Genomic DNA, 14,063 nt, shown 5'->3' with positions numbered 1-14,063 from the left:
GCTGTAAATAATGAAGAAAAATAAATTGTTAATAGGAACTGCTATCGCTTGCGTGGCGTTAGCAGTTTTACTCTGGTTTGCCTTTTCACAGCAAAGCTCTTCTGCTTTAACGTCGTCTTCAGAAAATGGGCAAGGGACTGGGCAAAAACTGGCAGATAATCAGAATGAATTTGCTCGTCAAAATATACTGAATTTGAGTCCGTCCGAAAAAGAAAGATTGTCTCAGCAACAGATTGTTTTTAATGAAATAGAAAAGGATCAACTGCCTTCTAATGTTAATTTTCCACTAATTAAAAATGCAGAAGGTATGGTCATTAAATATGATCCAAATGTGATTGAACTTAAAAAAGTGGGCGACACTGTTAAGTTCCAAATGTTGGAATATGGCATTAATCGCACAGGAAAAATTGTAGAGATCGAACCTGTTGACCAAGATATTGTTCGGTGGACTGGAAAATTTGATCAGGGCGATCCGAACCAAAATTTCTTTACCATTACTCAAAGTCAAAAAGACCATTATACGATCATGCAAATTTTTACCGAGAAGGGAAATTATTCGGCTGAAATTAAGGATGGTGTGGGGCTAGTGCAAACGATGGATGAAGGTGTTACTGATCAAGAGCTTCATCATGATCATCCTTAGACAATAAATGGTTCTGGTAGAGAAAAGAAGCCAGTTCGCAGTTTATCTGTACGGATATGAGCTTTATGCGTTCACACTCTTTTAAAAACAAAGTATGCTTATGCCTGTAACAAGGAGCATACATGTATCAAGTACTTGCTAGAAAATACCGTCCACGTAATTTCAATGAGTTAGTGGGGCAAAACCATGTTTCTCGTGCATTAAGTAGTGCATTGGAACGCGGTCGTCTTCACCATGCTTATTTATTTACAGGAACGCGTGGTGTAGGTAAAACTACAATTGCACGTATTTTAGCCAAGTGTTTGAACTGCGAAACGGGTGTAACTTCTACACCATGTGAAGTCTGTGCAACCTGTAAAGCAGTAAACGAAGGCCGTTTTATTGACCTGATCGAAATTGATGCTGCTTCAAGAACAAAAGTAGAAGATACGCGTGAACTTTTAGACAACGTTCCGTATGCGCCAACGCAAGGTCGTTTTAAAGTTTACCTGATTGACGAAGTACATATGCTATCAACGCATTCTTTTAATGCGTTATTAAAAACACTAGAAGAACCACCGGAACACGTTAAGTTTCTGTTTGCAACGACTGATCCACAAAAGCTACCTATTACAGTCATTTCACGTTGTTTGCAATTTACTCTACGACCTTTAGCTGTCGATGAAATTACCAAGCACCTTGGCGCTATTCTTGAAAAAGAACAGATTACTGCTGATCAAGATGCAATTTGGCAAATTGCTGAATCTGCTCAAGGTTCACTGCGTGATGCATTATCTTTAACTGACCAAGCCATTGCTTATGGTCAAGGTTCAGTACATCATCAAGATGTTAAAGAAATGCTTGGTTTGATTGATCGTACGATCATTTATGATTTGATTTTGGCGATTCATCAAAATCAACGTGAGAAAGTTAGTCAGCTTTTATTGCAATTTAGACATCAAGCGCTAGATGTTTCACTTGTGCTTGATCAGCTCATTTCGACATTGCATGAATTGGCAATTTTGCAATATCTACCTGATTTGAGTTTGAAATATAGCGATGAAATCAATCGCAAAATCATGCAATTGTCTATGCTGATTTCTGCTCAAGATTTACAGCTTTATTACCAAATCGCATGTAAAGGACGTTCAGACTTGCAACTTGCCGTGACGCAAGAGCAAGGCTTTGAAATGTGTGTTTTACGCTTATTGGCATTCCGACCTTTAGCGCCTAATGAAATTGTGGTATCAGAGCCTGTTCAACAAAATGAGCAAGCAGTGGTGAGTTTGACCCAACAAGTTCAGCAAAAAGCTCAGGAGATTACTCCAGTAAATACGGTTCAGCCTGTTGAAGTTATTAACCAGCCCGCTATGGTTGAACCTGAACCTGAACCTGAACCTGAACCTGAACCTGAACCTGAACCTGAACCTGAACCTGAACCTGAACCTCAGTCTAATCAGGATTTAATGGTATTTGACCCAAATCATCATGAGTTGATTGGGCTTGATTCAGCAGTTGTTCAAGAGACTGTTAGTGTTCTAGAGGAAGATTTCATTCCTGTACCAGAACAAAAGTTAGTACAAGTGCAAGCAGAAACACAAACTAAAAATATTGAACCTGAACCAGCTTTCACTGCTGAACCTATGGGTTTATTTGAAACGCCTAGCGCTGAATTTTCGCTGGCCCAAGATACGCCTGATCTTGCCTCTGAACCTGTTATTGAGCAGCAGTCATTGGTGCAGGCTGAAGTTGTTGTTGAAACAGTTGCCGTTGTAAAAGAGCCTAGTGCAACTGATCACGGTCAGTTGATGCCTCAAGATATCTTGAAGCTTTCTCCTCAAGTTTTGGAAGGTGAGTGGACACTCGAAAAGTGGGAATATTGGTTTAGAAATAGTCAGCTTTCTCCAGCCGTTCAAGAACTTGCTCAACATGGTGTGATGACTGGTGAAATTGGTGGCAATACTATTTTCCATATTCCTCAAGAATATGAAAATATGCTGACCCAATTACAACAAGGCCTTATTGATGCATTAAATGAGCAATGGCCGAATACTCAATTTACAGTTGAATATGGTGCTTTGAATACATCTACTCCCTATACAATTCAAAGTGCACGTAAAGAAAAAGCCTTTCATAGAGCAGCTGAGCTATTACAGCAACAGCCAGTGATTAAGAGTCTCATAGAAACTTTTGATGGCGAACTACAAAATATTCAATTAAAGCCTTAAATTCATCTGATTTTTGATCTGGTGCAGAATATGAAAATAATAGACTTTTCATATTTTTCACTGGATTGAAATATTTGGGTCATGTCACTGTCATTGTACTTTTCTATGTTAGCCATTTTAGATTTTAAATGGACTATATATCGTCATGAAAAGGCAATGCACTGGAATAAATTGTTTTAAATATTCATATTTTTTATTAATCGGCGCGATTTTGCTGAGTGGTTGTAACGACTCGGCAAATGATAATTCAAATACACCAGATACAGGTAAAAAGCCTGTAATGCGCTGTGCTCCATAAACTTAAATAATAAAAAGAACCTGATCATGATTACACGTCGTAAATTTTTAAATTACTCTTTAAATATGGGTTTTGGTGCTGCGGCATTGGCAACTTTCCCATCGAGTATTCAAAAAGCTTTAGCAATTCCTGCAAATAATAAAACTGGAACCATTCAGGATGTCGAGCACGTTATTATTTTAATGCAGGAAAACCGATCTTTTGACCATTACTTCGGAACATTAAAAGGCGTCCGAGGGTTTGCCGATCGTTTTACGATTCCTTTGCCAAGTGGCCGCCGTGTTTGGGAGCAGCTTAGAAGTAATGGGCAAGTTTTAACGCCTTTTCACTTAGATGGTACAGCCAATAATGCACAGCGTGCAGATGGTACGCCACATACTTGGAACGACAGTCAGCTGGCTTGGGACAATGGGCGCATGGCAAACTGGCCAACTCATAAAACTGATATCTCAATGGGTTATTTTAAAGAGAAAGAAATTCCATATCAGTTTGCGCTTGCGAATGCTTTTACGATTTGTGATGCCTACCATTGCTCGATGCACACTGGAACAGATGCAAACCGTTCTTATCATTTAACGGGTACAAATGGTGCAACACCGACCAAGCGTTCATTTGTAAATAATGAGTGGGACTGGATTGATGGTAACCCAGCGACGGCAGACCGTGGTTATACATGGAAGACTTACGCTGAGCGTTTGGAAGAAGCAGGGGTAAGTTGGATTTGTTATCAAAATATGCCAGATGAATGGGGCGATAATATGTTGGGTGCATTTCGTTCGTTTAGAAAGGCCAACATTGCATCTGGCTATCCTGTTTCAAGTGGCGGCGAACCGAATAAACCGTATGCGGATACGGGTCAAAAACTACCTTATAAAGCCTATGATGCGGCTACTGATAATGCTAAAAATCCACTTTATAAGGGCATTGCAAATACATTGCCGGGCAATAAACCAGAAGAATATCTTGATGCTTTTAAACGCGACATTCGTGAGGGTAAATTACCTCAAGTCTCTTGGATTAACGCGCCATCGATTTATTGCGAACATCCAGATCCTTCAAGCCCAGTTCAAGGGGCATGGTTTATTCAAGAAATTATTGATGCATTAACTGCTGTACCAGAGGTTTGGAGTAAAACAGCACTACTTATTAACTTTGATGAAAATGATGGTTACTTTGACCATATGCCATCGCCATCAGCGCCATCTCGACTTAAAAATGGTCAGTATGCTGGCAAATCGACATTAAGTAGTGCCGATATGCAGGATGAATATTTCGATCATGCTGCACCTGAGGGAAGTCATTCACAGCCTACACCTGATGGACGCGTTTATGGTCCGGGTCCTCGTGTTCCGTTATATGTGATTTCCCCATGGAGCCGTGGTGGTTGGGTGAACTCACAAGTGTTTGATCATACTTCTGTGCTCATGTTTTTAGAAAAACGTTTTGGGGTTAAAGAGCCGAATATCAGTCCATATCGCCGTGCAGTATGTGGTGATTTAACCAGTGCATTTAACTTTAAAACACCAAATGCAGATGTTTTACCGCAGCTGAATGGTAAACAAACACGTGTGCAAGCAGATGAGTTAAGAGAAAATCAAGAAGCTTTACCAGCTGTGCCTGTACCCACGGATACAAAGTTACCGATTCAGCAAAGTGGTATACGTCTTTCACGTGCACTACCTTACGAGCTACACACCAGCGCACGCTGTAATACTGATGGCAAAGTGCAATTGATTTTCTCTAATACAGGTACGCAAGCAGCGGTTTTACATGTTTATGACAAGCTCAACTTAGACCGAATTCCTAAGCGTTATATTGTCGAGCCGAATAAAACTTTAGATGATGAATGGGATGTTTTAAAAGATAACTTGGGCCGTTACGACTTATGGGTACTCGGTCCAAATGGCTACCATCGTCATTTCAAAGGGGATACTCAACGTATTGTCGATAGTGGTGTTAAACCTGAAATTCGAGTGTGCTATGACATTGCCAATGGTGATGTTTATGTCGAACTTATGAATGATGGTACTAAGGATGCGATATTGACGGTAAAACCTTGTGCCTATCGACAAGATGCGCCTTTACAGCTTACTGTAAAAGCAGGTCAAGTCGTTAAGCAACATTGGGCTTTAGATGATGTAGGGCATTGGTATGATTTTGAAATCACCATTCAGAGTGATCCATATTATTACCGACGTTTTGCTGGTCGAGTCGAAACGGGTGAAGATTCCTTTAGTGACCCTGCAATGATGTAAGTTTAGGTGGGCAAAAAGAACAAATTATTTTCTTTTTGCCCCATTTTTTATAATAAATAACTTTTTAAAGTTTCACGAACTGACTCAGAAATTGGTACAGTCTTACGCGTTTCGCGATCTACAAACACATGCACAAAATGTCCTTGAGCTGAGGCTTGATCTTGAGCTTGTTTAAAGATTGCCAATTCATAACGCAATGAAGTTGTACCGATTTTACCAATCGCAACACCTACTTGAATAATTTCTGGAAATGACAATTCCTGAAGAAAACTACAAGCTGAATCAACCACTAAGCCAATTGATTTTGCTTCATGAATATCAAAACCTGTTTTTTGAATAAGCAATGCATTGGCTGCTGTATCGAAGTAGCTATAGTAAGTCACATTATTCACATGACCATAAATATCGTTATCTGCCCAACGCGTTTGAATGTCTAAAAAGAACTTAAACTGATCTCGGGTTTTTAAAACTGGTTTAGTCATCAATGTATTGCCTGATAAATTGCCAAAGCAGCGGCTTCTGTCATGTCACGTGGGTTATTTTGCAACAAGCGAGTTTGCAACATGGCATCTTGTGCAAGCCGAGGTAAGCTGGACTCATCAATATCCAAATCTCTAAGTTTTAAGGTCAAGCCACTACGGTCTAAGTGGTTCTGCATATGGTCAATAAATAAATCACACAAGCCATCAGTGCTGCCATTGCTGTATGGATCGAGCCATTGCATAAGCTCTGCATAGTATTTTTTTGCATTGGGCGCATTAAATTTTAATACTTCAACCAACACTAAGGCATTGGTATGCCCATGCGACAAATGAAAATGTCCACCCAGTGGATAAGCTAAAGCATGCACAGCAGCAACAGGCGAGTTTGCAAACGCTTGACCTGCGAGCATTGAACCGAACAGCATGTTTTGACGTGCTTCTAAATCATTACCATCTTTAAGAACTTTTGGTAAGTTATAATTTAACAACTTCAAAGCATGCTTGGCTAAAATATCCGTATAAATATTTTTTTTATGTTTAGAGGTATATGCCTCAATAGCATGTACCATCGCATCAATACCTGTTGCAGCGGTAATATGTGCTGGAAGGTTTTGAGTAAAAGTAGCATCAAGAATCGCAGTGTCTGCGTACAGTACTGGAGAGACAATCCCCATCTTTGTCGTCTCACCTGTAGTGACAATTGAGATTGGCGTTACTTCTGAGCCTGTACCGGCTGTAGTAGGAATCAAAATAAGCGGAAGACGAGCTGTAGTGACTTGGTTTACGCCGTACATCTCTTGCAAACTTTGGGTCTGATTAGGGTGGGCGAGTAAAGCAATAACTTTTGCAACATCTAGAGAACTACCACCACCAAAACCAATAATGGCATCAACATTTTGCTGTTTAGCGTAATTGGCTGCATCTAGTACTACTTGTTCAGGGGGATCAGCTTGCACATCGGCATAGATGACATATTCAATGTTGAGGTTATCTAAAATTTGCAGGATGGGATGGTGTAATTGATTTTTAACCATGCCTGCATCGGTGACTAGCAATAACTTACGGTAAGCATTTGACGACAAAACATTCTGTAATTCTTGTATAGAGCCTAAGCCAGAGATGATATTTGGAACAGTTTGAAATTGAAAATGGCTCATATACATTATTTCCTTATTTTTGAACATTATTGTTGAATGGCTCTATAAGATTCAATCTCTAAATAAGTTAGCATAAGAAACTTTAAAATAAAGTAGTTCTGACGTGACTATGCTTTTCTTAAGCCTTGTGCCACCCATAGATAAATACTTTTTTGCAATGTTGGGTCCGATATGTAAGTGAGGATTACCAAAATATTTAAACCCTCGTCGAAAAGTGGGCTTTTTGTTATTTATAGGGTTCTGTAGATTTTCTGGCAAGCTTCTAATTTATATAATGCCTTAACAATTTATAATTTTATCGGTTCTAAAAAGTGAAAATTTCTAAAACTTTTCTTAGTATTATGGGATGTACGTGTTTGATGCTTAGCTCGGCAGCAATCGCGAAAACCAGCTCTAGTGTATATTCGCCTACAAAAGGTGTAATTTGTGACAAATATATTTGTGCTGACAAAAAAGGTGTTTCTAAAAAGCTTACAGCTAAATATTTAGGGACTTATAAAGCGAATAAAGCCTTCTCTCAAGGTGATTTTGATACTTCAGCGTTTACGCTCTCAAACGGTGTGTTCTGTGATACTAAAACAAAACTATGCCATGTCGATCGATACTTTGAGAATGGGCATCGCAGTAAAATTGATAGAACTATGACAGATAAGCTTTTTAAAAATAAATGATTTTTCTATTGCAGAAATGAGGTAAATATCTCTGATAGATGAGTCTATCAAAGTAAAATTAAATCGCAAAAGACCCCGCTAACTATCGACTAATGGCGGGGGTTTTTTTTATTAAGTATTTCTGTAATATCAATTTAATAGTATAGGGTGAAAAAATACTAAATGATCAGGGGGAATAATTAATAAGGGAGGGTTTAGTTTTCGGTAGGATCTTTTCTGATTGGGAAGGGAAAAAGGATCTTTTTATTATTAAGAAAAAACATAATTTTTAGGTGGAATTTAAATAGTGATGTACACAATTAGATATGTTCATCGGAACAACACTTACTATATTGCTTCGAACAATGAAGGAAATTTTATTATTCTTGAGTCACTTGATTCAGAATTTCGTATGGGCCATCAAATTTCATATGATGGTGAAAAAGTATTTAACCTGACACTAAATGATGAAACAGATGCAGTCATTAAACTGGAGAGTAACGAAAAAGGAGCCTATGAGTACTTACATTCAGTTAAGTAAATAAGCTTTGTTTTTTGAGAAAAAACTATGGTATGTTTATTTGCGCTTTAATGATGAGCAAGTTTAATTCATGAACTGTTTACTAAAGAAAATCAATACAACCACCATGACCTACAGAAAAGGCTGCGTGTGATTTTTTATTAGAGCGACTTAATAAGATAACCAAACCCAGCCAATAATGGCTGGGTTTATTTTTCTCTGCACATTATTGGTTTTTTTACAGAGAAAGATTATGGATAAAAGTCATAACTCAAAATCAGCTTTACTCGTTATTGATATGCAAAATGGCCTATTCAAAGGAGAGCTAAAGCCGTATAACCATCAAAGTGTACTTTTAAATATTCGTGAGCTTATTGAGTATCAGCGCTTAAATAAGAGACCAGTTATTTTTATCCGTCACGTTGGAGCAAAAGGTACTCCATTAGATCCAGACGGTGCTAATACGCAATTGATAGCAGAATTATTTTTTAATCCGGATATAGATACTGTCATTGAGAAAATATACCCTAGCAGTTTTAAGGGCACTGTTCTAAAAGATTGGTTAGAAAAACTTGATGTTGATCAAGTCATAGTCACTGGTATGAAAACTGAGTATTGTATCGACTCTACTATTAGAGCCGCTTCAGAAGTGGGATATAAAGTAACTTTAATCTCAGATGCACATACTACATTTGATTCTAAGCATTTAAGTGCTCAGCGTATAATTGATCACCATAACCAAATTTTAAACAATGCTTTTGCTAATGTAATAACTACAGAAGAGTTTATAGATGAGTTTTAATTTAGAAACAAAACGGTAAAGCCAAGTGCTTCTTTTGAAGAGGCTGTGTAGCCTTAGAAGGGCGCAGTACAGAAGGCTTTATTAAATAACTGTTATTGGAAGGGCTTTTTTATTCTTAAGTATTTCTGTAAGATCCTTCTGTTGCTTTAAACAACAATAAACCTGAATGATCAGCGCAAAAGTCATAAGGGGAAAGCCTACTTGAAAGAGTAGGCTTTTTTTATTTCTTTATAAAAGCATACTGAGGACTTTATGATCAGAGTAGCTAATTTATAAAAATTTATTTTTTGCAATGAATGAGCTTAAGTTCCAAATTCTTAAAATCTATAACTTGATTAGAAGGATCAACAAGTTTTAATTTAAGTTCATCATCAGTACTCTTATTAAAAACTTTCACCACATCTTTACCAGATTCAATGAAATTACCGCCAGATTCAAGCATGGCCAGTAAAACAATATTTAGACTTTTGCCTTTTTTAGTAAGTAAGTATTCTTTACGTTCTCGCTCACCAACTTCTTTATAAATTGATAATTCAAATATTTCTAATTGGATGAGATGCTTTAGACGATTAGATAAAATTTGCTTTGATATGCCTGTATTTTCTAAAAAATCATTAAATTTTGTTACCCCATAGAAGGCTTCTCTTAACAATAGAATCGTCCATCTGTCATTTAATATTTCTGTAATTTTGAAGATCCCACATACATCTACTGGAAATTTATGATCTGGAATAATTTGATTTGACATCAGTGGAAGCTCCAATTAGTATGAGTCTATAATTTAGACCTAGCTTTGATTCAGGTAGCATTATGCCATTTATAAATATACAAACTATAGAAGGTTTACTAGATAAAGATAGTAAGGCTGAGCTTTTCAAGCGAATAACGGACTTATTTGTAGAAATAGAAGGAAAGGGAAATCCTGCTTTTCGAGAACATGTCTGGATAAGAATTGATGAGCATCCTCCTGAACATTGGCAGTTAGGCAGCTTAAGACCAACAAAGGAAATGATTGAATTAATCACTGCATCAAAGTGATGTTTGTAAAGCCCTATAAATTAGGGCTTTACTTTTATTTAATTACAACAAGAAGTACAAGATTAGCTAATTTATCGTCTGATTTATCAACTTTTAATCTATTGATAAACATTATTTTCCTTTTCAACCCAAGTGAGTTTTGACAAAATGCAACAAGTCACAATGGTCAATTCGGTTCTCACAAACTTATAGTCTGTTAAGATTGTGCATGACCCTGTTTATTTTTATGTAATTCAAATGTTTGGAAGTCATTTCTAATGGAAACACAATATAAGGTGTTATGTGTCTGTTTAGGAAATATTTGCCGTTCTCCCACGGCTGAGGTGGTTTTCAGACATTATTGTGACGCGCATCAACTCAATGTTATTGTCGATTCAGCTGGAACGAGTAATTATCATCCAAATAAATCGCCTGATCAGCGTAGTCAGTTGCATGCCAAGAAAAGAGGCTATGACTTATCATCTTTACGTGCAAGACAACTTTCAACTCAAGACTTTTTAGAGTTTGATCTGATCTTGGCAATGGATCATCAAAATTTTGAAGATATTCATGACGTGTTGCAAAGAGCCGTTTCCCAATTTGGCGCACATCAAATTCGTGCAAAAGTAGCTTTAATGAGTGAGCATGATCCTGAATACCCACAACAAGCGTTGCCTGATCCTTATTATGGCGGTGCTGATGGTTTTGAACGTGTACTCAATCAATGTGAGTCCAGTAGTTTGGCGTGGGTTAATATTTTAAAAAAACAATTGAATGTTTAAGAATAGGTTTTTCAATACAATGCAAATTCAGAATCAAGTACAGCTTAAGCCATTCAATACTTTAAGTTTAGATGCAACTGTTTCTCACTATACTAAAGTTGGCAATATTCAAGATATTGAAGCAGCTTTAGAGTTTGCTGAGCAGCATCAGTTAAATGTACTTGTATTATCGGGCGGTAGTAATATGTTATTACCGCAGCAGATCAATGCTTTAGTGATTCATCTTGATATTCAGGGAATTGAAGTTTTATCAAACGATGATGATTTTGTGCGGGTTAAAGTAGGCGCAGGTCAAGTCTGGCATGATTTTGTTTTATACAGCACTGAACAGAACTGGTTTGGTTTGCAAAATTTAGCCCTTATTCCAGGTTTAGTTGGTGCTTCACCCGTACAAAACATTGGAGCGTATGGGGTAGAGGTAGGCGAGTTTATTGAGTCAGTACAAGTGTATGACCGTAAATTAAAGCAAACTCAGACAATTTTAGCGGCCGACTGCCATTTCGCCTACCGCCATAGTATTTTTAAAGATGATCCGAACCGTTACATTATCACGCATGTTACTTTTAAATTGCTTAAACAGCCGCACTTAAAACTTAACTACGGCGACTTGAAACAAGCAGTTGGAGACAATCAGACTGCCAAAAATTTACAAAATCAGGTCATCCATATTCGACAAAGTAAACTTCCTGATCCAAAAGAGTATCCAAATGTCGGAAGTTTCTTTAAAAATCCGATTGTTAAACCTCAAGAGTTTGAACGCTTATTCACACAATTCTCAACAATTCCACATTATCCTCAAGCTAACGGAAACGTTAAAATTGCAGCAGGATGGTTGATTGATCAGGCGGGTTGGAAAGGGAAGCAACTCGATATGGTAGGGATGTTCCATAAACAGGCATTAGTTCTGGTGAATTATGCCAATGCATCTCTAGCTGATGTAAGGAAAACTTATCAGGCTGTACAACATGATGTTGATCAGCTTTTCCATATTATGTTAGAACCAGAACCTGTGCTTTATAACAGTTTAGGTTTAATTGAAAATCATACGGAATAGTTTTATGCCAAAAGTACACTTAATGGTACGTTTAGTACAAGTAGTCACCGTGCTATTTGTACTATTAGGCTGTTTCGTGGTTTTTTTATATTCGCCATTTTATTCAAAACTTATTGTAGCTGGGCTTAACTATTTTGTACCTGTTGATGTTAACCAAGTCGCTGCTGAGAGCCAAAGACAGGCTGCATTAAGTGAGCATGATAATTTAGAGCCAGGTTCAAATTTATGGATCGCCCGTCAAGCCTATTTAAAACTGACAGAGCAGGCGTTACGTGAAAAAAGAACATCTGATCTGACCTATATTCAAGAGAATTATAAAGCTTTGCAGCAAATTATTCTTTTAGAAGAAAAGGAACAGGATTCGGAAGAGCAAGCCGCATCTGTAACGGTTCCTTTAGTCGCTAAAAACTCAGAAATTGATGCTGCAGATGAGGCGAGTAGTCCTGTTGATGAAGCACTCTTTATTAATAGTTCTGAAAATAAAGCGCTTACTGAGCAATATACAGAGTTTTTAGCAAGAAAACCTGTGGTGCCAGAGCATCAAAAAGCTGTCAGTGAACCTGAACAAAAAGTCGAGTATGTGCGTAAAAATCCATTACCCGTACAACCTAAAAAGTTATCAGAGCCTTATGCAATTGTTGTGTTGGGTGGCGGATTAACCTTAGATAAAAATGGTAAGGATATTGTTGTTAATGGCTATACGCGTTTGCGATTAGAAAAAACTTTAGAAGTTGAAAAACAAAATCATCTGCCTATTGTACTTAGCGGTGTAGAAGCACCTTATATGCAAGCTTGGTTAAAAGAGCGCGGTGTTGATGCAAAGCTATTAGAAAAGCGGAGTATGAATACATGTGAAAATACCCGTTTTAGCTCTTTATTGCTTCAGAAAAAAGGCGGAGCACCGACAGTCATGTTGGTTACAGATGAATACCATATGCCACGTACACGCCGACTTTTTGCTTTAAATGGTATAGAAACTATTCCTGTTGTGGCTCCAATGCCAACTCCACTGACACGTTGGCAACCAAGTGTGCAAAATTACGATCATAGCCGCCGTGCAAATTATGAATTACTTGCGGCAATTCGTGACATGTTGTTTGGCTCAAGTGATTGTCGAGAGGTTCCTTAATGTCAGATATTCCATTTCTCAATCCTGCCGTATTAAAACAATTAGATTTACCGGTTCCTAATCGTGATCTTACGCCGCAGGTTTTGAGTCCACTCAATTTAAATACATTAGAAGAACCTTCTCGTGATTTGCTGGCCTATCGCAAATTGTATGGTTTACATTTACTTGAATGTGACCATTGGCAAGGCTATGTTCAAATGCCTTTATTCCGTTTGCATGTGCAAGTTTTCAAACCTAAAGTAGAAAAAATACAAGGTACAGTTTGTCTATTGCATGGCTATCTTGAGCATAGCGGTATTTACCAGCCAATTATTCGTGAAATTCTTGAGCAGGGCTTTAGTATCATTACTTATGATTTGCCGGGGCATGGATTAAGTGATGGTTCACCAGCCAGCATTAAAAACTTTGATCATTACCAGCAAGTTTTGATGGCTGTTTATCAATATGTGAAACATGCAGATCAGTTACCTAAACCATGGGTCGGTATTGGTCAAAGTACGGGTGGAGCAATTTGGATGCATCACTTATTAGAATATGCTGAAAAACGCCAAGATCCGATTGTAGATCGAGTACTTTTACTTTCTCCGTTAATTCGCCCTGCAAAAACCGCGTGGTGGCATAACCCCGTTGGATTAGGCATTATTCGCCGTATTAAGCGTCAGGTACCAAGGCATTTTAGACGTAATAATCATAATCCTGAATTTTTGCGTTTTATTCGTTTAAAAGATCCTTTGCAACCTCGAATGATGGGCATGGACTGGATTTTGGCAATGTCAAAATGGATGCAGGAAATGGAAGAGCGACCTGCTTGCCGTATCCCAGTGTGGCTTGCACAAGGTGCTCTCGATCAGACGGTTGATTGGCGTTACAATATTGAATTTATTCGTCGTAAATTTAGGCTCCAAACGTTGTTAATGCTTGAAGAAGGCTCTCATCAATTAATTAATGAACGTGCGGATATACGTGCGGCTTTAACGGGTTTGATTCCGGCATTTTTACATGCAAAGCCAAAACATTTTTATTATTAAAATAATGCATCTATCCAAAATTCTAGATAGATGCACGAC

The 14,063-nt window shown here is 37.8% G+C and carries 15 protein-coding genes; 12 read left to right on the top strand and 3 right to left on the bottom strand.

The annotated features are described in order from the left end of the window. The first annotated feature begins 10 nt into the window (after positions 1–10). The 4 genes from cpaB (at position 11) to J663_RS01365 (ending at position 5,403) form a co-directional block, all read left to right on the top strand. Positions 11–643, top strand: coding sequence for a metalloprotease secretion chaperone CpaB (cpaB, locus tag J663_RS01375; RefSeq protein ID WP_033847378.1), 633 nt, complete (start codon positions 11–13; stop codon positions 641–643). A gap of 122 nt (positions 644–765) precedes the next feature. After that, a complete protein-coding gene (locus J663_RS01370; RefSeq protein ID WP_033847376.1) occupies positions 766–2,850 on the top strand; it encodes a DNA polymerase III subunit gamma/tau in 2,085 nt (694 codons plus the stop codon). Between the two features lie 145 nt (positions 2,851–2,995). Beyond that, a complete protein-coding gene (locus J663_RS19280) occupies positions 2,996–3,148 on the top strand; it encodes a hypothetical protein (RefSeq protein ID WP_155393323.1) in 153 nt (50 codons plus the stop codon). A gap of 26 nt (positions 3,149–3,174) precedes the next feature. After that, positions 3,175–5,403 (top strand): phosphocholine-specific phospholipase C, encoded by a 2,229-nt coding sequence (locus J663_RS01365; protein WP_033847375.1) that lies wholly within the window; start codon positions 3,175–3,177, stop codon positions 5,401–5,403. Positions 5,404–5,450: 47 nt separating this feature from the next. Here the strand turns inward: J663_RS01365 and J663_RS01360 are convergent, their stop codons facing one another. Beyond that, positions 5,451–5,885, bottom strand: coding sequence for an acyl-CoA thioesterase (locus J663_RS01360; RefSeq protein ID WP_002115173.1), 435 nt, complete (start codon positions 5,883–5,885; stop codon positions 5,451–5,453). Next, positions 5,885–7,042 (bottom strand): iron-containing alcohol dehydrogenase, encoded by a 1,158-nt coding sequence (locus J663_RS01355; protein WP_033847374.1) that lies wholly within the window; start codon positions 7,040–7,042, stop codon positions 5,885–5,887. The genes J663_RS01360 and J663_RS01355 overlap by 1 nt, the downstream gene beginning before the upstream one ends. 341 nt (positions 7,043–7,383) lie before the next feature. On the opposite strand from J663_RS01355, the gene J663_RS01350 reads away from it, so the two are divergent. The 3 genes from J663_RS01350 (at position 7,384) to J663_RS01340 (ending at position 9,014) form a co-directional block, all read left to right on the top strand. Further along, the gene (locus J663_RS01350; RefSeq protein WP_182924259.1) at positions 7,384–7,713 is read left to right on the top strand and encodes a YcgJ family protein; all 330 of its coding nucleotides are present in this window, start codon (positions 7,384–7,386) and stop codon (positions 7,711–7,713) included. A 289-nt stretch (positions 7,714–8,002) separates the two neighbouring features. Continuing rightward, entirely contained in the window at positions 8,003–8,233 is a 231-nt protein-coding gene (locus tag J663_RS19450; RefSeq protein ID WP_005068773.1) for a hypothetical protein, read from the top strand. A gap of 232 nt (positions 8,234–8,465) precedes the next feature. Continuing rightward, positions 8,466–9,014, top strand: coding sequence for a cysteine hydrolase family protein (locus J663_RS01340; protein WP_033848019.1), 549 nt, complete (start codon positions 8,466–8,468; stop codon positions 9,012–9,014). Positions 9,015–9,294: 280 nt separating this feature from the next. Here the strand turns inward: J663_RS01340 and J663_RS01335 are convergent, their stop codons facing one another. After that, entirely contained in the window at positions 9,295–9,762 is a 468-nt protein-coding gene (locus tag J663_RS01335) for a winged helix-turn-helix transcriptional regulator (protein ID WP_002115170.1), read from the bottom strand. A gap of 62 nt (positions 9,763–9,824) precedes the next feature. On the opposite strand from J663_RS01335, the gene J663_RS01330 reads away from it, so the two are divergent. The 5 genes from J663_RS01330 to J663_RS01310 all read left to right on the top strand — a co-directional run bounded on the left by J663_RS01330 (position 9,825) and on the right by J663_RS01310 (position 14,024). Further along, positions 9,825–10,052 carry a tautomerase family protein gene (locus J663_RS01330; RefSeq protein WP_002115197.1) on the top strand — a complete coding sequence of 76 codons (228 nt, stop codon included), beginning with the start codon at positions 9,825–9,827 and terminating at the stop codon, positions 10,050–10,052. A 257-nt stretch (positions 10,053–10,309) separates the two neighbouring features. Next, entirely contained in the window at positions 10,310–10,813 is a 504-nt protein-coding gene (locus J663_RS01325; protein WP_002115216.1) for a low molecular weight protein-tyrosine-phosphatase, read from the top strand. 19 nt (positions 10,814–10,832) lie between these two features. Beyond that, a complete protein-coding gene (gene murB, locus J663_RS01320) occupies positions 10,833–11,867 on the top strand; it encodes a UDP-N-acetylmuramate dehydrogenase (protein WP_033847372.1) in 1,035 nt (344 codons plus the stop codon). Positions 11,868–11,871: 4 nt separating this feature from the next. After that, positions 11,872–12,996 carry a YdcF family protein gene (locus J663_RS01315; RefSeq protein WP_033847371.1) on the top strand — a complete coding sequence of 375 codons (1,125 nt, stop codon included), beginning with the start codon at positions 11,872–11,874 and terminating at the stop codon, positions 12,994–12,996. Then, entirely contained in the window at positions 12,996–14,024 is a 1,029-nt protein-coding gene (locus J663_RS01310; RefSeq protein WP_002115207.1) for an alpha/beta hydrolase, read from the top strand. The genes J663_RS01315 and J663_RS01310 overlap by 1 nt, the downstream gene beginning before the upstream one ends. Positions 14,025–14,063: the final 39 nt, after the last annotated feature.

It is taken from the genome of Acinetobacter sp. 826659 (assembly GCF_000588515.1).
GTDB classification, from domain to species: domain Bacteria; phylum Pseudomonadota; class Gammaproteobacteria; order Pseudomonadales; family Moraxellaceae; genus Acinetobacter; species Acinetobacter pittii.
This window is presented reverse-complemented; position numbering and strand designations above follow the sequence as displayed.